22 protein-coding genes are annotated in these 20,239 nt (G+C 41.7%); 3 read left to right on the top strand and 19 right to left on the bottom strand.

Annotated elements, in window-relative coordinates:
* Nucleotides 1–158: 158 nt before the first annotated feature.
* The 5 genes from KI210_RS08390 to KI210_RS08370 all read right to left on the bottom strand — a co-directional run bounded on the left by KI210_RS08390 (nucleotide 159) and on the right by KI210_RS08370 (nucleotide 5,249).
* The gene (locus KI210_RS08390) at nucleotides 159–521 is read right to left on the bottom strand and encodes a DUF1828 domain-containing protein (RefSeq protein ID WP_246487342.1); all 363 of its coding nucleotides are present in this window, start codon (nucleotides 519–521) and stop codon (nucleotides 159–161) included.
* 578 nt (nucleotides 522–1,099) lie between these two features.
* Nucleotides 1,100–3,487 carry an SF1B family DNA helicase RecD2 gene (gene recD2, locus KI210_RS08385; protein WP_212781436.1) on the bottom strand — a complete coding sequence of 796 codons (2,388 nt, stop codon included), beginning with the start codon at nucleotides 3,485–3,487 and terminating at the stop codon, nucleotides 1,100–1,102.
* On the bottom strand, nucleotides 3,480–4,130 hold the full coding sequence (locus tag KI210_RS08380) for a tetratricopeptide repeat protein (protein WP_212781435.1): 651 nt from the start codon (nucleotides 4,128–4,130) through the stop codon (nucleotides 3,480–3,482). Before KI210_RS08380 ends, recD2 begins: the two co-directional genes overlap by 8 nt.
* Nucleotides 4,130–4,789, bottom strand: a complete 660-nt coding sequence (locus KI210_RS08375; RefSeq protein ID WP_212781434.1) for a histidine phosphatase family protein — start codon at nucleotides 4,787–4,789, stop codon at nucleotides 4,130–4,132. Before KI210_RS08375 ends, KI210_RS08380 begins: the two co-directional genes overlap by 1 nt.
* Nucleotides 4,790–4,916: 127 nt before the next feature.
* Entirely contained in the window at nucleotides 4,917–5,249 is a 333-nt protein-coding gene (locus KI210_RS08370; protein WP_212781433.1) for a hypothetical protein, read from the bottom strand.
* A 409-nt stretch (nucleotides 5,250–5,658) separates the two neighbouring features.
* Here KI210_RS08370 and trpX point away from each other — a divergent pair, with 409 nt between their 5' ends.
* The 3 genes from trpX to KI210_RS08355 are packed head-to-tail and all read left to right on the top strand — an operon-like array spanning nucleotide 5,659 to nucleotide 8,292.
* Nucleotides 5,659–6,648, top strand: a complete 990-nt coding sequence (gene trpX, locus KI210_RS08365; RefSeq protein WP_212781432.1) for a tryptophan ABC transporter substrate-binding protein — start codon at nucleotides 5,659–5,661, stop codon at nucleotides 6,646–6,648.
* Nucleotides 6,645–7,541 (top strand): ABC transporter permease, encoded by an 897-nt coding sequence (locus tag KI210_RS08360; RefSeq protein ID WP_212781431.1) that lies wholly within the window; start codon nucleotides 6,645–6,647, stop codon nucleotides 7,539–7,541. Before trpX ends, KI210_RS08360 begins: the two co-directional genes overlap by 4 nt.
* Complete coding sequence (locus tag KI210_RS08355; RefSeq protein ID WP_212781430.1) at nucleotides 7,534–8,292, top strand: ABC transporter ATP-binding protein; 759 nt, start codon at nucleotides 7,534–7,536, stop codon at nucleotides 8,290–8,292. The genes KI210_RS08360 and KI210_RS08355 overlap by 8 nt, the downstream gene beginning before the upstream one ends.
* A 117-nt stretch (nucleotides 8,293–8,409) precedes the next feature.
* On the opposite strand, the gene glpK is transcribed toward KI210_RS08355, so the two are convergent.
* From glpK to KI210_RS08285, 14 genes are all read right to left on the bottom strand, one after another.
* Nucleotides 8,410–9,909 (bottom strand): glycerol kinase GlpK, encoded by a 1,500-nt coding sequence (glpK, locus tag KI210_RS08350; protein ID WP_212781429.1) that lies wholly within the window; start codon nucleotides 9,907–9,909, stop codon nucleotides 8,410–8,412.
* A gap of 307 nt (nucleotides 9,910–10,216) precedes the next feature.
* On the bottom strand, nucleotides 10,217–10,363 hold the full coding sequence (locus KI210_RS08345; protein WP_212781428.1) for a hypothetical protein: 147 nt from the start codon (nucleotides 10,361–10,363) through the stop codon (nucleotides 10,217–10,219).
* Nucleotides 10,364–10,477: 114 nt separating this feature from the next.
* On the bottom strand, nucleotides 10,478–11,605 hold the full coding sequence (mnmA, locus tag KI210_RS08340) for a tRNA 2-thiouridine(34) synthase MnmA (protein WP_212781427.1): 1,128 nt from the start codon (nucleotides 11,603–11,605) through the stop codon (nucleotides 10,478–10,480).
* Between the two features lie 11 nt (nucleotides 11,606–11,616).
* Nucleotides 11,617–11,952, bottom strand: coding sequence for a hypothetical protein (locus KI210_RS08335; RefSeq protein WP_212781426.1), 336 nt, complete (start codon nucleotides 11,950–11,952; stop codon nucleotides 11,617–11,619).
* Nucleotides 11,953–11,999: 47 nt separating this feature from the next.
* On the bottom strand, nucleotides 12,000–13,163 hold the full coding sequence (locus KI210_RS08330) for a cysteine desulfurase family protein (RefSeq protein ID WP_212781425.1): 1,164 nt from the start codon (nucleotides 13,161–13,163) through the stop codon (nucleotides 12,000–12,002).
* The gene (locus tag KI210_RS08325) at nucleotides 13,153–13,851 is read right to left on the bottom strand and encodes a 5'-methylthioadenosine/adenosylhomocysteine nucleosidase (RefSeq protein ID WP_212781424.1); all 699 of its coding nucleotides are present in this window, start codon (nucleotides 13,849–13,851) and stop codon (nucleotides 13,153–13,155) included. The genes KI210_RS08330 and KI210_RS08325 overlap by 11 nt, the downstream gene beginning before the upstream one ends.
* Nucleotides 13,852–13,870: 19 nt before the next feature.
* The gene (locus KI210_RS08320; RefSeq protein WP_212781423.1) at nucleotides 13,871–14,179 is read right to left on the bottom strand and encodes a hypothetical protein; all 309 of its coding nucleotides are present in this window, start codon (nucleotides 14,177–14,179) and stop codon (nucleotides 13,871–13,873) included.
* Nucleotides 14,172–14,741: an NUDIX hydrolase gene (locus KI210_RS08315; protein ID WP_212781422.1), complete on the bottom strand. Its 570-nt coding sequence runs from the start codon at nucleotides 14,739–14,741 to the stop codon at nucleotides 14,172–14,174. The genes KI210_RS08320 and KI210_RS08315 overlap by 8 nt, the downstream gene beginning before the upstream one ends.
* A 7-nt stretch (nucleotides 14,742–14,748) precedes the next feature.
* A complete protein-coding gene (locus KI210_RS08310) occupies nucleotides 14,749–14,970 on the bottom strand; it encodes a cold-shock protein (protein ID WP_212781421.1) in 222 nt (73 codons plus the stop codon).
* On the bottom strand, nucleotides 14,970–17,756 hold the full coding sequence (gene ileS, locus KI210_RS08305) for an isoleucine--tRNA ligase (protein WP_212781420.1): 2,787 nt from the start codon (nucleotides 17,754–17,756) through the stop codon (nucleotides 14,970–14,972). Before ileS ends, KI210_RS08310 begins: the two co-directional genes overlap by 1 nt.
* 219 nt (nucleotides 17,757–17,975) lie before the next feature.
* Nucleotides 17,976–18,680 carry a DivIVA domain-containing protein gene (locus KI210_RS08300; protein ID WP_443093592.1) on the bottom strand — a complete coding sequence of 235 codons (705 nt, stop codon included), beginning with the start codon at nucleotides 18,678–18,680 and terminating at the stop codon, nucleotides 17,976–17,978.
* Nucleotides 18,681–18,685: 5 nt separating this feature from the next.
* On the bottom strand, nucleotides 18,686–19,498 hold the full coding sequence (locus KI210_RS08295) for a YlmH family RNA-binding protein (protein WP_212781418.1): 813 nt from the start codon (nucleotides 19,496–19,498) through the stop codon (nucleotides 18,686–18,688).
* Nucleotides 19,498–19,794: a YggT family protein gene (locus tag KI210_RS08290; protein WP_212781417.1), complete on the bottom strand. Its 297-nt coding sequence runs from the start codon at nucleotides 19,792–19,794 to the stop codon at nucleotides 19,498–19,500. Before KI210_RS08290 ends, KI210_RS08295 begins: the two co-directional genes overlap by 1 nt.
* On the bottom strand, nucleotides 19,794–20,234 hold the full coding sequence (locus KI210_RS08285; protein WP_212781416.1) for a cell division protein SepF: 441 nt from the start codon (nucleotides 20,232–20,234) through the stop codon (nucleotides 19,794–19,796). The genes KI210_RS08290 and KI210_RS08285 overlap by 1 nt, the downstream gene beginning before the upstream one ends.
* Nucleotides 20,235–20,239: the final 5 nt, after the last annotated feature.

The following is a 20,239-nucleotide window of genomic DNA, read 5'->3' as shown; positions in this document are numbered from 1 at the left end:
AGAAATAGAGGCTATGGCCTCTTTTTCTTGCGCAATAAAAAATCCTGTTAACAGGATATCATATAGATAAACCATCAACAGGAAAAATTATAGAGCCATAAAAGAATACCAACAGCCAAAAAGAAAGCTACCCTAGGGTAGCTTTCTTTTTTTGGATCTTAACCCAGATATGACAGGGCAACTTGCAGCATAGCCAGTCGCATGATTGCTTGACCAAGCTGATCCGCGCTGACTTTTACAGAGATCATGCCGCTAGCTTGACTAAACTCATAGCCGGCCCCAATTGCAGCAAATTCAACGGTTTCAACTAACTCTTCATCTTCGATGCTGGGGTCGAGTTTAAATAAAAGCCGACCGTCATCGCTAACCAGCCAGCCGTCCTCGACACTTTCGACCCAAACGTAAACCGTATCACCTTGTGCGTCAATTTCATGCGTCGCAACCTCATAGCCATAATTTGTCGGAATAACAGTTGTCTGGTCACTAACCCACTGTCCAACAGCCTTTTTTAGATCAATCATCATTTTCCTCTTTCACTATTTAACAACAGTCTGGTCACAATTAATTCATATATTTTACAAAAGCCATTTTTTTCTTTACGGTTTCATTATAAATCCAGCATGGTTTGATCAAATTTGCCACGTATTATATAAACCATCAAGAACAGAAAGGAAGACCCATATGAAAGCAATTTGGTTACTGACATTTGCGACAGCGGCAGTTGTCCCTGTCCTCTTCTTCAGAAAGCAGGTGAAGCCTATAAGAATTACCAAACGCTAAAATCCTGTTAGATTTCTTCTCCCATAAGGCAGGATCAAATTTTCTTCTCCCCTATATTTTTAAGAACAAATCTCATGGCAAAAGCCGATTCTTCTCCCGGAATTTGCCAAATCAATTAGATAAGAATGACTTGCTCATTCTCCTCTGTAATACACACAACGAATAAATATTCTCTTAATACACAAAATATATTTTCTTCTCCCCAAGATAAATTATTAAGAACTTCTTACTGAATAAGTGCTTCCCCACTTGTTCAGTCTCCATACAAAATACACACAAATTAAAAGTTAAGTCCAAGTGACTTAGCTTTTTTCTTTTGTTATTGCTTGTTGGCTTTAAGGGTAATTCCCTCCATGCCAATCATTGGATCGATTTGGCCGGAGTAAATTAATTCCTTGGTCAAAATCGTTTCTTGCGGTTTAGCATCGGCAGCCGGCTTTTCAGTTTGGGATTCTGCCTTAGGCGGCTTCGGACTTTCCTCAGCCGTTTCACGCTCCGTCGTTGGCAGGCCTAAAGCCTGCTGCAGCTTTTTGCTAAGTCCCGTCTTCCGATCATTGCCAGGAGTTTTCAAAGCTTGAATAAAGGCCTTAGGGTCACCCACCATCACTAAATTCTTTTCCGCCCGGGTAATCGCCGTATAAAGAAGATTGCGTTTCAGCATGACGTAATTTTGCATCGTCAAATTCAAAATGACTAAAGGAAACTCGGAACCTTGCGACTTGTGAATCGTGATAGCATAGGCACGGGTGACATCGCTTAAATCATTTAAACTAAAATTAACCTCGCGCCCTTCAAAATTAGCCACGACGGCCCGCTTGCCATCTTCGAGATCAATCCCGGTGATTTTGCCGATTTGCCCATTATAGATATCCTTTTCGGGATTATTCTGCAATTGTAAAATTCGATCACCAATATGAAACTTTTCGTTATGGGCTTCGACAACTTTACTATTTTCTGGGCGGGGATTAATAATTTCTTGCAACACATTATTCAAATTAGTAATGCCGCCGCTGCCGTTATACATGGCACCCAAGACTTGAATATCATCTGGGTTAAAACCAGCTTTTAAAGCTTTTTGGGTAATTTGCGCCACGGCTTGATCCACAATATTTGGCTGGCAGCTAATAAAGGAGTAATTCTTAGTATGCTTAAACATTATCTCAGAATCTTTTCCTGAATTCACCGCATGAGCCAGCGAAATAATCGTTGAGTCATCTCCTTGACGGTGAATTTGCTCCAAAATGGTGGTTGGAAAGGCTCCTGATTTAATCAGGTCGGCAAAGACATTCCCCGCTCCAACTGAAGGAAGCTGATCTTTATCTCCCACAAAAAGAATATGAGTTGTTTCGCGGATGCTGGCAATTAGTTTCTTGAATAAAAACATGTCGACCATGGACATTTCGTCAATAATCAAGATTTCGCCATTTAGTTCATTTAATTCTTCATCATCACTAGAATCGCTGCCAATTCCTAAGCCTAATAAACGGTGAATGGTTTTGGCATTGATTCCAGTAATATCACTCATATGTTTGGCAGCTCTACCCGTCGGGGCAGCCAGAATAAAAGGCGGGTCATCGCTTTGCAAACTGCTTAGCGGAATATCAGCTAAAGTTCGCAAACATAGTAAAATCCCATTAATGATCGTGGTTTTCCCGGTCCCCGGGCCACCGGTCAGGATCGAAATAGGTTGATTCAAAGCATTCTTGATGGCTTGCTTTTGGGTTTCATCATATGAAATTTTTAAAGACTTTTCCGCATCCTGAATTGCTTGATCCAGTTCCGAGTCGGAATAGCGATCTTGACTAACTGGTCGGTCAACCAGTTTTTTCATAATCGCTGCAATGTCGTTCTCGGTTTCGTAAAACTGCTTCAAGGCCACATTCATGTCTTCAATGACAATTTTTCCGCTTTCTGCTAAACCTTGCAAAACATCGCTGATTGGATCGTAATCATTAATCCCCAGCAATTCTTGACTAGTCAGCAATAATTCTTTTGCTGGCACGTAGGTATTGCCATCCCCTTGTAATTTGTCCAGCAAAACTTGATAAATTGCGCCCTTTATCCGTCTTGGATCGTTAGCCGCAATTTGCAGCGACTGGCCGATATTATCGGCAGTCTTAAACGCATAGCCACTCACTTTATAGATAATTTCGTAAGGATCGTTTTCCAGCTGAGTTAAGGCTTGATCCTGATATTCATGATAAAGGCGCGTAGCAACATTTTTCCGCACGCCAAACTTGGCCAACTTTAATAAGACATCGGAAAAATTGTCCATTTTATTGATGCCTTGGAGCAAGACATCTTTTTGTTTTTTCGACAAATCAAGGGTAGAAATTTTATTTGGATTCTCTTTAATAATCTCAAGTGCATCCAAGCCCAAGGTATCGAGAATCTTTTGGGCTGCCTTACGACCAATTCCCGGAAACTTATCACTGCTGAGGTATTTCAACAAGCTCCCCTCTTCATGAGGCATCACCTGTTTATATTTATCAGCTTTAAACTGTAAGCCAAATTTTTTATGGGTTACCAAATTACCCGAAAAATGGTAGGTATCACCCTCAACAAGATCGCCAAAATTACCAGTTACGACAATTTCGTCACCGTGAAATCCCGGTAAACTGCCAATAATAGCGACACTGATAATTTTGAACATTTCTTGATCGTTGCTGAAAATAATGCCTTGCAGTTTTCCTGTAAATTCAGTCATCGTTTGTATCCTTTTTCTTGCTCAACATTTGCATTATTGAACCATATTGGTTTTTGGCTCGGTCATAGTACTTGGGATCCAACTTTTTAGCTTTGGCAAAGTAAGAAAGACTCGCCTCGCGGTCGCGGTCCAAATTCACTACTCCCAACAAAAAATTGACCTTACTGGAACGCGCCTCAGGCGGAATTGTCTGTAATATTTTATCAGCCTGCTTTAAATCCCCTAAAGCTAACCAAATATCGCCTAATAATTCCCGTACGCGATTGTCAACTTTTTTAATGGTTAAGGCATAGGCTAAAGCTTTGGAAGTTTGCCCCAGCTTTAAATAAACCAGGGACTTTTGATAAAGGGTTAAATCATCATTTGGCAAAGCATTCAACAAGCCCATGGCCTGGTCGAATTTTCCTTCAAGATAGTAGCAAATTGCTAAATCATAACTCAAGGCTTGCGGATCAGCCACCTGCCCTTGCCCTTTTTCTAAAAGTTCAGTCGCACTAGCTGGATCTCCTTGTTCAATTAAATAAGTAGCCAATTGCAGATAATTTTCTGCTTGTTGGGGATGCTGATCGATAGCCGCAACTAATTTATGGATCGCCTGAGCTACTTTCCCCTGATTGTATAATTCTGATATTTCTTCATTCATTAAAGTGAGTCCGTCTCTGATAATTTTCGACCTAAAAAGTCAGTTTCATTCCAAACTACCGCATGCCAATGTTTGCCTTCATCATTGGTTTCTAAAATAGTCAAACTGGTATTGCTTAAGCCGCCACGTTTGCGGACCTCAGCCAAAGGATAGCCCAAGAGGCCCCCCATGATAGCAGATAAAGCAGCACCATGACAAACGGCTAAAATTTTATCTTGCTCTGAATTAAAACGTTTAGCTTGCTCGCGGGCAAAATCAGCTCCCCGAGCCATCACTTGCTGATAACTTTCACCAGCAATGGGTTGAGGATCGTATAAGTCGGGGTGGTGCCAAAAATTATCGATTAAGGTTGGGTATTTTTCGGCAGCCTCAGAAAATTTCATCCCTTCTAGTTTGCCTAAATTAAACTCCCGCAGACGTTCATCAATAATTACCGGAAGATTTGCATTCATTGCTTGGTCGATCCCTTGAGCGGTATTAAAAGCCCGTTGTAACGGACTAGAAAAAATTGCTCTAAATTTTGTTCCCTGCAAATGATTCCCTAATTTTTTGATATCATTCAAGCTTTCTGGCAAAAGTGGCGAATCTCCATGGCCTCCTTGAAAACGACTTGCTAAATTCCATTCGGTTTTACCATGACGTACAAAATATATTTGCATAATTATCCTCCCCAGAATTTTCATTACCTTGATTTTAACACATCTCGCCACTGCTATTTATGCAGCTATCAGCAATAAAAAACTTCTCCCAGATGGGAGAAGCTTTATTTCATTTATCAAATATTTTTCAAGCAGCGTAACGATGGCTTGACTCGTCTAAGCCATGATTCATCAGCAGGTCATTGGCTAGATTGTTGATTTTTTCATCGTATTCCACGCTAATTGCCATTAAGCCCAGACCTAATAAAATACCGCCGACGCTTACTAGGCTTACCAGCCAGGTTTGACATAATACGCCTACCCATAATAGGATATCAGCCAAGAATGTTAGCTGATATCCGATCGTGCCTAAAATATGCGAGCGTTGGCTCCATTGAGAAATAGCTGTTTGTTCTTCAGCGTTAGCAACTTTTAATACTAATTGCCACGCCTCTTCTGTGTATCCTTGTGGCTTTTTCATAATATTAGCTCCTTAAACCTATGTGTATGGTCTAGTATATTAAAGCTTGACCACAACTGAAATAGCGTTTGCTGAAAGTTAACTGGTTTTAGTAATTCTTAACTGCCTTAACCTTTTCTCGATTTTTGGGTTTAGTTTTATTTTGGCTTGACACGATCCTAATTTTTAATTAATATAAGATCAACGATTTGAGAAAGGACAATTAACCATGAACAACCAAGTTTCAACTTTAAAAGCACTTTGGCAAGGCTGGTAGTTCAGGTTGACCGTTATGGGTACAACCTGAGTAGCTTCAGATTGTATCTGTACCGGCCGGATTAATTATGGACCAGCTCGTACGGATCCGTGCGGGCTGGTTTTTTTGACGGAGTTCGCATGCGGACTCCGTTTTTTTATGTGAGGAATAACCATGAAAAGAATGTATACCTTAATCGCCCTGCTCTTTTGCTATTTGGCATTTGCCTTCTTCCATGAGCAGCAGACTACCACCACCAATAAACCAGTGATTGGAGTCCTAACCTTAATGCACCATCAGGCTTTAGATGAAATATACCGCGGATTTCGCCATGAACTAGCTAAAGAAGGCTATCAAAACGGGAAAAATGTTCAGCTTGAATATCAAAATGCTCAGGGCGACCAAAGCAATCTAAAAACCATGGCACAAAAGCTCGTTAACGAGCAGGCTAATGTCTTAGTAGGCATTACGACTCCAGCTGCTCAAGCCTTAGCCAGCTCAACCAAGAAAATCCCCATTGTCCTGGGGGCGGTCACGAATCCTAAAACCGCAGGGTTAGTTGAGAATAATCAACGCCCGGGGGCTAATATTACCGGGGTTTCTGATCAAGCTCCCATAAAAGCCGAGCTTGAATTAGTTCAAAAATTCATGCCGCGCCATGCAACCATCGGAATTATCTATACTTCAAGCGATTCATCGGCGGTTAGCGAGCATAGCGAATTTGTTAAGTTAGCCAAAAAATTAAACATCAACCTCAAATCATATTCAATTGCCAACAGTAATGATTTGGATCAAGTCAGCCAGACCATGCTGCGGCAAGTCGACGCAGTCATTGTCCCTACCGATAATACGATCGCTAGTGCGATGCGGACTTTAATCAAAAATGCCAATGCCGTTAAAAAACCAGTTTTCCCAACGGTCGACACCATGGTTAAAGAAGGCGGCGTGGCAAGTTATAGCATTAACCAATATCAACTAGGCGTTAAAGCGGCCAAATTGGCAGTTCAAATTTTGCGCGGCAAAAAAAAGCCAGCCACTACGCCAATTCAATATAGTCGCCATGGCACGCCAGTTTTGAACTTAAAGCAGGCCAAAAAGCTGGGATTGAAGATTCCGCAGAGCTTTTTACAAGAAGTTAAGAAAAAAGGAGAGTTAATCAAATGAATTTACTAACATCAGCCATTGGTCAGGGCCTGCTTTGGAGTTTGCTGGGCCTTGGTCTCTATCTTAGCTTTAGGATTTTGAATATTACCGATATGACCGTTGAAGGCTCTTTCCCTCTTGGCGGTGCTGTTGCTGTGACGCTAATTACCAACGGCGTAAATCCTCTGCTGGCTTCATTAGCGGCATTTTCAGCTGGCTTATTGGCTGGCTTCATTACGGGAATTTTAACTACCAAAGGAAAAATTCCGAGTCTGCTCGCTGGTATTCTAACCATGACCGCTATCTATTCGGTAAATTTGCGTATCATGGGCAAATCCAACATCTCCCTATTGGGTTATCGCACCTTGTTCTCTGCTAATTTTTTAAGAAAACTGCCTGACTACTTTGACAGCGTCGTTGTGGGCTTAATCGCAGTTTTCCTCATTACAGTTTGCTTGATCTTCTTTCTAAATACCGAATTCGGTCAGGCCTTCATTGCTACCGGCGACAATCCGACAATGGCCAAGTCATTCGGAATTTTAACGGATCGGATGACCATTTTGGGATTGATGCTGTCAAATGGTTTGGTTGCCTTATGTGGCAGCTTGATCAGTCAAAATAATGGCTACGCCGATATTAGCATGGGAACGGGGACGATCGTTATTGCCCTCGCCTCAATCATTATCGGCGAAGTAGCTTTTGGCGAATTAACCCTATCTCAAAGATTGGTAGCTGTTAGTTTAGGCAGCATCATTTACCGCATTTTGCTGCTGGGAGTATTACAACTAGGATTATCAACCAACGATTTAAACTTAATTTCATCAATTGTGCTGACAATCTGCATGCTGCTACCTCGTTTAAACGAACTTGTTCACTTAAGAGAACCATTATTTAGGAGTTTAAAAAATGACTGAGCCAATTTTCGCCTTAAAAGATATTAAAACCCTGGTAAATCGCAATACCCCTAACGAAAGCATGATCTTAAAAGGGATTAATTTAGATATTCAAGCAGGAGATTTTATTACCATTATCGGGACCAATGGTGCCGGCAAATCAACGCTCTTCAATGTGATCAGCGGCTCGCTTTTGCCAGACAGTGGCACCATTTACTATAAAGGCAAAAATATTACTAATTTAACTGCAGAAAAACGTTCACGCTTTCTTAGTCGCGTTTTTCAAGACCCTAAACTAGGCACTGCTCCCAGAATGACCGTCAGTGAAAACTTACTATTAGCTGCTCGCCGAGGAGAACGCCGGCGCTTAATCCCTCGCGGCTTAAAGCTGCACCGTGAAGAGTTTGCTGCCTTAGCAGCCACGATGCATAATGGTCTAGAAAAGCGACTGGATACTTTTACCGAAAATCTTTCCGGTGGCCAGCGGCAAGCTCTGAGCTTTTTAATGGCAACAATTAAACGACCAGATATTTTATTGTTAGACGAACATACCGCAGCTTTGGATCCTAATACCAGCGCCCATTTAATGGCAGCAACCAACAACCGCATCACGCAAGATCACCTCACCGCTTTAATGATTACCCACCATTTAGAGGACGCACTTCGATATGGCAATCGTCTGCTGGTTTTGGATAACGGAAAAATCATTCATGACTTTAAAGGGGCAGCCAAAACTGACCTAACTTTGTCAGATCTAAGAAAACTAATCTAAAAAGGCCGATTCCTATGGGAATCGACCTTTTTGGTTATTTAGACTAACGCAGCTAGAGCTTTTACGGTCTGTTTGCGACTTCGAGATGAAAATGTCGTTGAGTCTACTCTTAAATTCTTATTTTTTCGAAAAGACCCTGGTTGCTTCTACCGCCTTCTGCCAGCCGTGATACAAATGGTCGGCTTGCTCTTTTGCCATTACCGGCGTAAAGCGATCCCCAATTGCAAATAATTCCCGCAATTCATCAGTGTCGCGCCAGTAGCCCGTTGCTAGTCCAGCTAAGAAAGCTGCTCCCAGGGCGGTGGTTTCAAGGTTAGCCGCACGTTCAACCGGTGTTTGCAAAATATCGGCTTGGAATTGCAGCAAGTAATTATTTTTAGCTGCCCCACCATCAACCCGCAAGGTTGGAATATTAATACCTGTATCTTTTTCCATCGTATCGACGACATCGCGAGTCTGATATGCTAAAGACTGCAAGGTTGCCTTGATAAAGTCATCATCGGTAGTTCCGCGCGTCAAGCCAAAAACAGCACCACGGGCATTAGAATCCCAATATGGCGCCCCTAAACCCGTAAAGGCCGGGACAACATAAACTTCATTTTCACTTTTTGAATGGTAGGCTGCTTCTTCAGATTCGGGTGCAGTTTCTAATAAATGCATTTTATCCCGCAGCCATTGGAGAGCTGATCCTGCCACGAAAACTGAGCCTTCTAAGGCGTAATTGATCTTGCCGCCAATGGCATAGCCAATTGTGGTCAATAAATTATTAGCCGAAATGATCGGCTTTTCCCCAGTATTCATCACAATAAATGAACCTGTGCCATAAGTATTCTTAACCATGCCTTCTTCTAAAGCTAATTGGCCAAACAAAGCAGCTTGCTGGTCACCAGCCATGCCCGAAATTGGAACGCTGCTGCCATAAAAGTGGTAGGCAATGGTGTGTCCATAGACTTCCGAATTTGGCTTCACTTCCGGTAAGATCTGACGCGGAATTTGTAACAAATCAAGAATATCTTGATCCCAATCTAAAGTATTAATGTTAAATAACATGGTCCGACTAGCGTTGGTATAGTCAGTAACATGGACTTTTCCGCCGGTAAGTTTCCAAATTAACCAAGTATTGATGGTCCCAAATAGCAACTCCCCTTTTTCAGCCCGTTCTTGGGCTCCAGGCACGTGATCGAGAATCCAGCGAATCTTGGTTGCCGAAAAGTAGGCATCAATAATCAAGCCCGTTTTCTCATGAATCATGTCACTGTAGCCATCTTTAATTAGTTGGTCAGCGATTTCGCTGGTTTGGCGTGATTGCCAAACGATCGCATTGTAGATTGGCAAACCGGTTTGCTTATCCCAAATAATGGTCGTTTCACGCTGATTGGTAATGCCGATGCCATCAATTTGCTTGGGTTGAATTCCAGAATTAATAAAAGTCGTCGCAATTGTTGACAATACTGCATTCCAAATTTCAGTTGCGTTGTGTTCTACCCAACCTGGTTGCGGAAAGTATTGCGGAAACTCCCTTTGGGCATCAGCGACTTTTTGTCCCTGGTGGTCAAAAATAATTGCCCGCGTACTGGTAGTTCCTTCATCAATTGCCATGATATATTTTTCGGTCATGGTATTCCTCCTCATGTAATCCAATCAAGTTTGCAAACGCTTTCTTTCTATATTGCGAATATACCATTTTGAATTACTTTGTGCAATTACTTTTCGCTTGTCTTAAGTGCGCTTTTACAGCGAGCTGCTAGAAAATCTTTTATAACAGCGTTTTTTGCTGTTAGCCTGAATCCTTATTTTTATATAACGGTTATTAAAAATAGTATAGTTTGTGAAAAAGTTCATTCCTGAAGCTATACCAATATTTTTGGTAAAAAATAAGAGCTAGCACTATTAAAAATGCTAGCTCTTATTTACTTTATTCTCTCTAACGCTTATGCTGCCAAAAGCCAAAACCATTAATTTGACTTAAATATGCTCGAATCAACTTTTCATTAAGTTCTTGCTTGTGCTTGCTCGTTTCGCGATTTTCTTGGCGTTTTTCCACCTTTTCTGATTTCTCTTCTTTATTCATGGCAGTCTATCCTTTCCCTGATGATATCCGTATTTTACCTTACATAAAATTAGTAAACGAGTGTTTTGCGAAGATCTTAAGAATTAAAATAAAAACGGGCCAACGCCCGTTTTTTTATACTAACTGCATTTCCTTTGCGCCTTGGTAGGCAGCGTCAATATTGCCCCCACCTAAGCATTCTTCACCGCGATAAAGCACCAGAGCTTGTCCTGGAGTCACGGCACGTGCTGGTTCGTCAAAGTCTACATCGACGGTATTATCAGCTGCATGATAATGTACCGTTACGCCGACATCTGGCTGGCGGTAACGGAACTTGGCAGTACACTTCAAATCAAAGTCATGATCCGGCTTACCGGTAAAGAATGACATGTCGCTAGCCTTCAAACCAGTAGCGTATAACCGTGGGGAATCATAACCCTGTTCAACGATTAATTCATTCTTGGCCAAATCCTTACCCACGACAAACCAGGGATCAGTGGATTCCTTGGTTGAACCTAGGCCCAATCCAGAACGCTGACCAATGGTGTAATACATTAAACCGGCATGCTGACCAACCACCTTGCCGTCAGGAGTAACCATGTTGCCAGCTTTGGCAGGCAGAAATTCGCTCAAAAATTTCTTGAAGTTACGTTCGCCAATAAAGCAAATCCCAGTAGAATCCTTCTTTTTGGCCGTTGCCAAACCTGCTGCTTCGGCAATTTTCCGCACTTGCGGCTTCGTTAAATCAGCCAAAGGGAAAATGACTTTCTTAATCTGGTCTTGACTCAATTGACTCAAGAAGTAGGTTTGATCCTTGTTTCCATCCTTTGGACGCACCATGTGGACCAGGCCATTTTGATCCTTTACGACCTTGGCATAGTGTCCCATGGCAATATAATCGGCATCAAGATTCATGGCAAACTCTAAAAATGACTTAAACTTAATTTGCGTGTTGCACATGATATCAGGGTTAGGCGTACGCCCTTTTTTATATTCACTTAAAAAGTATTCAAATACCCGGTGCCAATATTCTTTTTCAAAGTTAATTGAATAGTATGGGATGCCAATTTTATCTGCGACCCGTTTGACATCTTCGAAGTCCTCCGTTGCCGTGCAGACCCCAGAATCATCAGTATCATCCCAATTCTTCATGAAGACGCCGACAACATCATAGCCTTGTTGTTTGAGCAGCCAAGCCGAAACTGAAGAGTCTACTCCGCCACTCATCCCAACTACTACTCTGATTTTGCTATTGTCTGTCATAAAACCATTCCTTATTTTTCAACAATAATCTTTTTCTCTTCCAGATCCTTCAGAATGTAATTCAACAATTCAACAGTCTTGGCTAATTGCTTATTCTTAAAAATATTTACCTTCTGCAATCCGGATCTGTCCGTGATAACCATCGTTAAGTGGTTCAGATCTTTGTTAATCGTCATCTTCAATTTGGTTGGTGCATCATAAGGTGAATCGTTATATAACGGGTGCTCATAAGTATAATTGCCCTTCACCGTCTTTTGAAAACCAACATCGATCAGTGCATACAACTTAATTTCATCACTCAAAGTGAATTGGCGATTATCGCCATTGATCTTTACTACTTTAGCCATAATTATCCTCGCTTATTAATAATAAGTAACTTTGTTAAAAAATGCAACTATTTTGTAGGGGCCTGGTGTTTCTTAGCAATTCGCACCAAATCTTCCGCAAAGGCTGCAACTTCCTCATCAGTATTATACCGCCCAAAAGAAATCCGGATCGACTCTCTAATTCTCGGCGAATCAGCCCCAAACATGGCCGTTAAAACGTGCGATGGGGTTAAAGACCCCGCCGTACAGGCTGAACCGCCTGAAACGGCAAAGCCATCTAAGTCAAGATTGGTCAGCATCATATTGGTCTCTAAGCCATGGAGCCACAAGTTTAAAACGTGATGCGACACATTTTCACCCACTCCGCCATTTATGCTGTAAGCAACGCCGGCATCATCTAGTTTTTGCAAAATAATCTGCTGAAAGTGGGCAAACTCTGCTTGTTCGCTTGCTCTAGAGTTATCCGCCAATTCTTTGACGGCCACCCCAAAGCCAGCTATTCCGGGAACATTCTCCGTCCCAGCACGACGTTTCTTTTCCTGCTCGCCACCGTATACCAGACTAGGCAACTTCAGATCAGAGTTTTCATACAAAAAGCCTAAAAATTTCGGTCCATTAACCTTGTGAGCACTAGTCGATAACAAATCAATCTGCATCGACTTAACGTCCAGATCAATATTGCCCAAACCTTGAACGGCATCGACATGATAATATGCTGGGCTTTGCTCATGAACGATTTTCCCAATTTCGGCTAGTGGATTGATCGTACCAACCTCATTGTTAACTGCCATCGTTGAAACCAGAATGGTATCGTCTCGTAAGGCAGCTTTTAAATCGGCTAAGCTGATATGGCCTGTTTGATCAACCGGCAAGTAGGTTACCTCAAAGCCTTGGTTTTCCAGCTCTTTTAAGGGATTCAAAACACTCGGGTGTTCGATCGCTGTTGTAATGATATGTTTACCAATATTTTGACGGCTTTTGGCTGTCTCAAAAATCGCGGTATTGTTGCTTTCGCTGCCTCCAGAGGTAAAAATGATTTCATCTTCCTTGGCACCAATAAAGCTGGCAATTTCCTGTCTAGCCTGATCAATGGCTCGTCTGGCTGTCCGACCAATTTGGTAGGTAGCTGAAGCATTGCCATAATCATGGATCATTTCCGCCGTAATCGTCGCTATTACCCCCGGTGACATCGGGGTGGTAGCCGCATTATCTAAATAAATCTCATCCTTCATAATTTTCAATATATCCTACTATCAGCTTGGCAGCTTTGGCTCCAACCTTTTTTACAAAAGCATCAAAGTCCAAATCTGCCCCTTCATCTCCATTGTCGCTAATTGCCCGCAATGCAACCAGTGGCTTTTTAAAGTGGTAAGCAACTTGGGCAAAGGCAGCCCCTTCCATTTCTACGCCAACAGCAGTAGGGAAGTTTTGCTTAATTGCCGCCTTTTGCTCCTCAGAAGCAATAAAACTATCTCCTGTTACAATCAAACCAGTTTTGAATTTTACCTGATTTTTTTGCAAGTATGCTGCAAATTTAGCTCTTTCTGGTGAATTTAATTGATATTGTGCAGGTTCTTGCGGAATTTGTCCTTCCACATAATCCCCCGCCCTGGTATTATGCGCATCATGATAAGCAAAGGCGGTTGGCAAAATCAAATCCTCTTGCTTGACCTCACTCTTCAAACTACCTGCAGATCCAGTCATGAGGATCAAATCAATATCGACTGAACTCAACAAGCTAGCCAAATTCATGGCCGCATTAACTTTTCCAATGCCACTCAAACCCAGATAAATTTCATTTCCATTAACAGAAAAATGTTCGAATACTGTTGATCCGAACATTTCCTTGGTTTCTGAGTGAAAGGCATTGCGGTAATAAGCTGCCTCAATTTCCATTGGGACAATAATCGCAATCTTCAAATTTCTACCTCAGTTCATTTTATAAATAAAACAGTGCTAATAAAACCAATACAATTAAGACCAGGGTAATCCCAATCGCCCAATTTAAGCGTCGTTTGAGCCGATTTGCTTTAAAATTGCGCGCCTCTTCTTTCCGCGTCTCGCCACCAAATTGCTGATCATTAAAATCCTGATGATCAGCATGACGTTTGGGTTCATCACGTAAAAAGTCAGGATTTACGTCTACTGCTGAATTACCACTTTCATGATCATCGCCAAAAGCACTGGTTAATCGCTGCCATTTTTTCTTTTGTGATTTTTTCCGATAATCGGAACGTTTTTCAACCATTATGGGTTTCCTTTGCCCCGGCTAAAAGCACGTTTTCCCAAACTGTAATTGCATAAACAGTTTTACCGTCAAGGATTTTTCCTTCAGCCATGAGGCCCTTTAATTCCTCTAAGCTGTACCACTTGGCATTTAAGAATTCATCTTCGTCAAGGGAACGCTTTTCTTCCAGTTTGGTTAACGTATCACAATAAAAAATGTGTCCAAGTTCATTCGTAAAACCGGGAGAAGTATAAAATTGACAAATTTCTTCCCAGTAATCAGCCCGGTAGCCGCCTTCTTCATTTAATTCCCGTTTCATCGCATCTAAAGGGCTTGCGTCCGTTGGATCAATAATGCCTGCAGGAATTTCTAAAGTTAGTTGTTTTACCGGTTCTCGCCATTGTTCAACCAATAGCATTTCCTTTTGCTCATTAATCGCAATAACTGCTGCAAATGGACGGTGGGCAACTACTTCTCTTGTCGCAGTTTGCCCATTGGGCAATTCTATTGTGTGTACGTCAAGATCGACAATATTCCCACGAAAGATTTCCTGTGATGACAGTTCTTCTTCTTTTAAGTTCATTCAGTAATTAGTCCTTATCCTTTGAATTGGTTAAATACACATTAATGCATTGCAAACCATTCTTTCCTTGGGCTAGCTGATAGCGAACCCGATCACCTACGTTAAGGCTCTTATACCCTTCTTCTTTAATTGCTTTATAAAATACAAAGTATGATTTGCCATTAAGATCATCTTTGACAAAACCAAAGGGACTGCCTTGATCAAATTGTTTGACTGTACCTGTTCTCATTAATCGTCAAATCCTTCAGTTAGAACTTCAGGGAAGTCCTCAGAAACAATTTTAGCACAACGAGCACACAAAGTCGGCAAAGCAGAATTGCTGCCAACATCATTTTTGATCATCCGGCACCGTTGACAAACTTCCCCAGCTGCTTTTTCAACCAGGACAGCTCCATGATTCAGTTTCATAGCTGCAGCAGGAGCTGGGCTATCAGAAATGGTCAGGTTTGAAACAATCAAAATTTGTTGGAAGTTAGCATCCAATTTAGTAAGAACTTCCTTAGCCGCGTCATCTGGATAGAGGGTCACGCTGGCCTCAAATGACTTACCAATCAACTTTTGGTCACGTGCTGCTTCCAAAGCCTTCAAAACATCGTCACGAATCTTCATGAAGTCTTGCCAATCAGCCAAAACTTCATCATGGTTGGCATATTGGACAACCTCTGGCATGTTTGAAAGTTGCGCATATGCTTCTGGTTCCTGCAGGAATTTCCAAATTTCTTCCATGGTGTGTGGCAAAATCGGCGTCATAATTTTGGCCAATTTAACAGCTGAATCATAAATTACCGTTTGCATTGACCGACGAGCATGACTATCTTTTTGTTCGATGTATAAAACATCCTTAGCAAAGTCGAGATAGAAAGCTGAAAGATCATTTGACAAGAATTTAAAGACTTCCTTGTAAACCGTAGTGAAGTCGTAACGTTCATAAGCTGCTAAACAAGTTTGAACCAAATCGTTTAACTTCACTTCCAGATATTGATCAATTGAACGCAGGTCTTCATAAGCAACTCGATTATTTGCTGGATCAAAATCAGAAGTATTGGCAAGCATGTAACGGAAAGTATTTCTAATCTTCCGATATGCTTCAGCCCCTTGCTGCAAAATACCTTGAGAAACGGCAACATCACTGGTCGTGTCAGCTGAAGCTACCCAAAGACGAATAATTTCAGCCCCCATTTTCTTAATAACGTCATTTGGAGAAATGACATTACCAAGTGACTTGGACATCTTGTGACCGTTTTCATCTAGGACAAAACCTTGTGACAAAATACCACGATATGGGGCCTTGCCAGTAGTAGCAACGGAAGTGATTAAGCTTGAGTTGAACCAGCCCCGGTATTGGTCGCTCCCTTCCAAGTAGAGATCGGCAGGGAAATGCAATCCAGGACGCTGTGCCATAACTGCCTGGTGAGACGAACCGGAGTCAAACCAAACATCCAAAATATCGGTTTCCTTGCGGAATTTGCCATTTGGTGAATGTTCACTGGTAAAGCCGTCAGGCAATAGTTCAGTAGCTGTATGGGTATACCAAGCGTTAGATCCTTCTTTAGCAAAAATTTGCGCAACATGTTCAATCGTTTCTGGAGTGACAATCGGCGTGTCATCTTCAGCATAGAAGATTGGAAGCGGTACGCCCCAAGCACGTTGACGCGAGATAACCCAATCGCCACGGTCTTTAATCATGTTATATAACCGCGTCTTGCCCCATTCTGGAACAAATTTTGCCTTTTCAATTTCAGCCAAGATTTGGTCGCGGAACTTAGAAATCGAAGCGAACCATTGAGTAGTAGCACGATAAATAACTGGCTTCTTGGTCCGCCAATCGTGTGGGTATGAGTGAGTGAAGAAGCTCAGCTTAAGCAGAGCACCTGCAGCTTCCAACTTCTTTGTGACAACTTTATTTGCATCATCATAGAACATACCAACCAATTCCGGATCTGGAACCTCCTTGGTAAACCGTCCTTGATTGTCCATTGGACTATAAACGGGAATACCATATTTGCGACCGACGTTGTAGTCGTCTTCACCAAAACCAGTTGCGTTATGAACTAAACCAGTACCGTCATCGGCAGTTACATAGGTATCATTCATTACTAAACTAGTCTTGTCGTACAACGGATGCTTTACCGTCATCCGATCAAGATCGCTACCCTTGAAGTGGTCTAAGACTTCATAGTTTTCCCAACCTAAGTCTTCAGCAACCGTATTTAAACGAGTCGTGCCAATTAGATACTTTTTATCGTTAACCTTGACCAAGGAGTAGTCAAATTTTGGATTTGCGGTAATCCCAACGTTGCATGGAATAGTCCAAGGCGTAGTCGTCCAAATAACCATTGAAGTGTCAGAATCAAGGATCCCTTTACCATCCTTGACTGGAAAGGCAACATAAATCGCCGGTGCTTTAACATCGTGGTATTCAACTTCGGCTTCAGCCAAGGTGGATTCACTGGATGGAGACCAATACACTGGCTTCAAGCCCTTGTAGATGTAGCCTTTTTCAAACATCTTGCCAAAGACTCTAATTTCTTCAGCCTCAAATTCAGGCTGCAAGGTAATGTAAGGATGATCCCAATCAGCTAAAATACCCAGTCGCTTAAAGTCAGTCCGTTGTTTTTCAATTTGTTCCATGGCATATTGCCGGCATAATTCACGATATGCTGCCCGATCCATGGTCTTGCGGTCGACACCTTGCTTGGCTAGTTGCTGTTCAATAGGCAAGCCGTGAGTATCCCAGCCGGGTACGTAAGGAGCATAAAACCCAGCCATTCCCTTATAACGGACAATAATATCTTTGGAAATCTTATTTAAAGCATGTCCCATGTGGATATTGCCGTTGGCAAATGGAGGGCCATCATGCAAATCGAACCGGGGATGGCCTTCATTCAGCTTCAATCTTTGTTCATACAGTTTATTTTCTTGCCAATCTTTTTCCCATTCAGCTTCACGCACTGGCAAATTGCCCCGCATTTTAAACTTGGTCTTGCCAAGGTTCAAGGTATCTTTGACCTTCATACTTTTTCCTCTCTATGTAAAACAAAAACCCCCATCCTGCTTAGGACGAGGTTAATCGTGGTACCACCTAAATTGAGCTGTTGCTCCACTTAACGACTATGTAACGGATAGTCAGGCCGTTAGACTTTTAATAACAGCTGATCAACCATCTGGGCACTTCTATTGGTCTTCCACCATCACCAACTCGCTGCGATCGCCCTAGGTTTTACTGTCGGTCTATTAATTATCTTTATAGTCGTCTGGAAAAACAATCGTGACATTGCTTGGATCCTCAAGTTTTGCCGATTTAACCGTATCAGTTGGCTTTTCCAAACTAGTTTTAGTCGATGCTTTTGCATTAACCTGGTTAGAGTTTACGTCATTATGTGGTAAACTGTCAACTTTCTTTGCAGAAAGATCAGCTGGTTTTGTTTCAGCAACTGGTTTGTCTAAATTTGCATCATTCAAAATTACCAACTGTTGTTCCAACATTTTCTTGGCTTTTTCGCGATATTCAGCAAACTCTTGCTTAAGTCTTTGGTAAGCAGCGTCTAATTCGAAAACCTCTTGCTGTTTGGCTGAGTTTTCACTTTCCGCTGTTTGCTTAGCTTGACTGACGATCTTAGCTGCCTCATCTCGAGCTTGGTCAAGGATCGCTTGACTTTCCCGGTCTAACTCGGCTTTTTCGATCTCAGCCTTGTGCTCTTTAGTTGCCAAGGTTTCGTTTTGCTTTTGCAAATCAGCTAACTGTGAGGTCAACTTAGTTTTTTCACTATTGGCTTCCTCAAGCTTCTGTTTAAGACTGTAATTTTCATTTTTTAGATCAACATTTTCATCCAGCGTATCGCCATAATCGTCAATAATGTCGTCTAAAAAACTATCAACTTCGTATGCGTCATACCCTTTTGGCCCACGATGTTTGAATTCCTTATTATGGATTTCCATCGGCGTTACCCGATTTTGCGTTTGTGCCCTTTTGTTCGCCAAAGTTTCAACACCACCTTAAATTTACCTTTTTTTGTTGTTGCAACTGACATCACTTGCACCCTTCCAAAATGGCGCAAACTTATGACATCACCTATATTGACTATTATATTAGACTCTGCTAAGTTATGCCAATTTAATTTTACAAGTTGACTATTTACATCTTCTTGGATTTGTTTGCGGCTATGTTTGCTAGCTGCTGCTAAAATCGCGTCAACGCGCATGCTAGCTGCGACAATGGTATCTTCAACACTTTCATCCTCAGGAGTTAAGACTTCTTTCCAGTCGATCAAATTCAACTTCACCTTAGTCGATCCAATGCGCTGAATTTCATCAAGAAAAAAGTCAGTCAATTCCGCCTTAGCAAAAAATTGCCAACGACCCTTGCCATCCGTGATAATATCGCCAAACGATTTTAACTCGATGCCTGCATTTGCCAAAGTTCCCATAATGGCACCATGGCTTAACTGGGCAAATTTGCTAGGATATTTTATTTCAAATGGTGCTACCTCAAATTCATCAAATTGGTGGCTAGTCCATTCACTTGTTAACCAAACGCGTTTTCTTTCTGCTTGCTTAAACCCGCCAAATTCATCCAAGAACGCTTCCCCACCAACTACGGTTTGCAGAATCGAACGCTCTCGAGGGTTTAGAAAATCAGTCAAAATCGGTTCCTGTTGAAACATTAACCGATTAAAAAGACCGACAAAATAATCAATTGTCGGTCTTTCTGCTTGTTCAAAATGTGGGTAAAAGCTGCTGGCTTGTCTTTTTTGCATTAATACCTCAAAATCAATCTCAACAGCAAATCACTAAATAATCTTTGAATAAAGTACAAGATAAACAAGGCAATAATGGGACTAATATCCAAGCCGGTAAAAGCCGTTAAACGTTCTAAGGGGCCAATTCGAAATATATTCAAAAACGGCTCAACAACTCGGGCTATAATTTGACCAAGCTTAGAGTTGTATAAGAAAGGGGCCCAACTCATAATTGAATTGATCACGATCAAAAGACTATATGCCCAAAAGGCCCAATTTATTACCTCATATAACAGGTGCAAGAAATTAACCATTAACCAAGTTGATCTTTCTTATCTAGCATGTCAGTAATCTTACCATCAGTTTCAAACTTAGGTGGCGTCGCCAAGAAGATCTTGTCCCCAACCCGTTGAATTTTACCTCCAAGGGCATAGACAGTTCCTGTCACAAAATCAACAACGCGACGTGAAGGTTCATCTTCCATCCGACTAAAGTTGACAATGACTGCCTTGCCTGACAATAAGTTTTGGGCAACGTCCTTGGCATCGGAAAATACCCGTGGTTCATACAAAAGGATTTGACTCTTTTGCGGTTGAACGTGATCTTGCAATGAAACAACATTGTCCCGGTGCAGATTTCCTTTGTTTTGAGGGATTTCAGTTGTTACGTTGTCTTCATTTGTGTACGCTTGGTTTTCAGTATCTTCTTCTTCTTCATTTAATCCAAAGAAGTGGTTTAATTTTTCTAGAACCATCTATA

Origin of the sequence: Lactobacillus corticis (genome assembly GCF_018327645.1) — a bacterium.
Lineage (GTDB): Bacteria > Bacillota > Bacilli > Lactobacillales > Lactobacillaceae > Lactobacillus > Lactobacillus corticis.
The sequence above is the reverse complement of the archived record's forward strand: the minus strand, read 5'-3'. Positions and strand labels throughout refer to the sequence as shown.

Bases quoted from the DNA above. Each gene is read 5' to 3' on its own strand.
- KI210_RS08390 (WP_246487342.1), bottom strand. From the start codon at position 521: ATGATTGATCTAAAAAAGGCTGTTGGACAGTGGGTTAGTGACCAGACA.
- recD2 (WP_212781436.1), bottom strand. From the start codon at position 3,487: ATGACTGAATTTACAGGAAAACTGCAAGGCATTATTTTCAGCAACGAT.
- KI210_RS08380 (WP_212781435.1), bottom strand. From the start codon at position 4,130: ATGAATGAAGAAATATCAGAATTATACAATCAGGGGAAAGTAGCTCAG.
- KI210_RS08375 (WP_212781434.1), bottom strand. From the start codon at position 4,789: ATGCAAATATATTTTGTACGTCATGGTAAAACCGAATGGAATTTAGCA.
- KI210_RS08370 (WP_212781433.1), bottom strand. From the start codon at position 5,249: ATGAAAAAGCCACAAGGATACACAGAAGAGGCGTGGCAATTAGTATTA.
- trpX (WP_212781432.1), top strand. From the start codon at position 5,659: ATGAAAAGAATGTATACCTTAATCGCCCTGCTCTTTTGCTATTTGGCA.
- KI210_RS08360 (WP_212781431.1), top strand. From the start codon at position 6,645: ATGAATTTACTAACATCAGCCATTGGTCAGGGCCTGCTTTGGAGTTTG.
- KI210_RS08355 (WP_212781430.1), top strand. From the start codon at position 7,534: ATGACTGAGCCAATTTTCGCCTTAAAAGATATTAAAACCCTGGTAAAT.
- glpK (WP_212781429.1), bottom strand. From the start codon at position 9,909: ATGACCGAAAAATATATCATGGCAATTGATGAAGGAACTACCAGTACG.
- KI210_RS08345 (WP_212781428.1), bottom strand. From the start codon at position 10,363: ATGAATAAAGAAGAGAAATCAGAAAAGGTGGAAAAACGCCAAGAAAAT.
- mnmA (WP_212781427.1), bottom strand. From the start codon at position 11,605: ATGACAGACAATAGCAAAATCAGAGTAGTAGTTGGGATGAGTGGCGGA.
- KI210_RS08335 (WP_212781426.1), bottom strand. From the start codon at position 11,952: ATGGCTAAAGTAGTAAAGATCAATGGCGATAATCGCCAATTCACTTTG.
- KI210_RS08330 (WP_212781425.1), bottom strand. From the start codon at position 13,163: ATGAAGGATGAGATTTATTTAGATAATGCGGCTACCACCCCGATGTCA.
- KI210_RS08320 (WP_212781423.1), bottom strand. From the start codon at position 14,179: ATGGTTGAAAAACGTTCCGATTATCGGAAAAAATCACAAAAGAAAAAA.
- KI210_RS08315 (WP_212781422.1), bottom strand. From the start codon at position 14,741: ATGAACTTAAAAGAAGAAGAACTGTCATCACAGGAAATCTTTCGTGGG.
- KI210_RS08310 (WP_212781421.1), bottom strand. From the start codon at position 14,970: ATGAGAACAGGTACAGTCAAACAATTTGATCAAGGCAGTCCCTTTGGT.
- ileS (WP_212781420.1), bottom strand. From the start codon at position 17,756: ATGAAGGTCAAAGATACCTTGAACCTTGGCAAGACCAAGTTTAAAATG.
- KI210_RS08300 (WP_443093592.1), bottom strand. From the start codon at position 18,680: ATGGAAATCCATAATAAGGAATTCAAACATCGTGGGCCAAAAGGGTAT.
- KI210_RS08295 (WP_212781418.1), bottom strand. From the start codon at position 19,498: ATGCAAAAAAGACAAGCCAGCAGCTTTTACCCACATTTTGAACAAGCA.
- KI210_RS08290 (WP_212781417.1), bottom strand. From the start codon at position 19,794: ATGGTTAATTTCTTGCACCTGTTATATGAGGTAATAAATTGGGCCTTT.
- KI210_RS08285 (WP_212781416.1), bottom strand. From the start codon at position 20,234: ATGGTTCTAGAAAAATTAAACCACTTCTTTGGATTAAATGAAGAAGAA.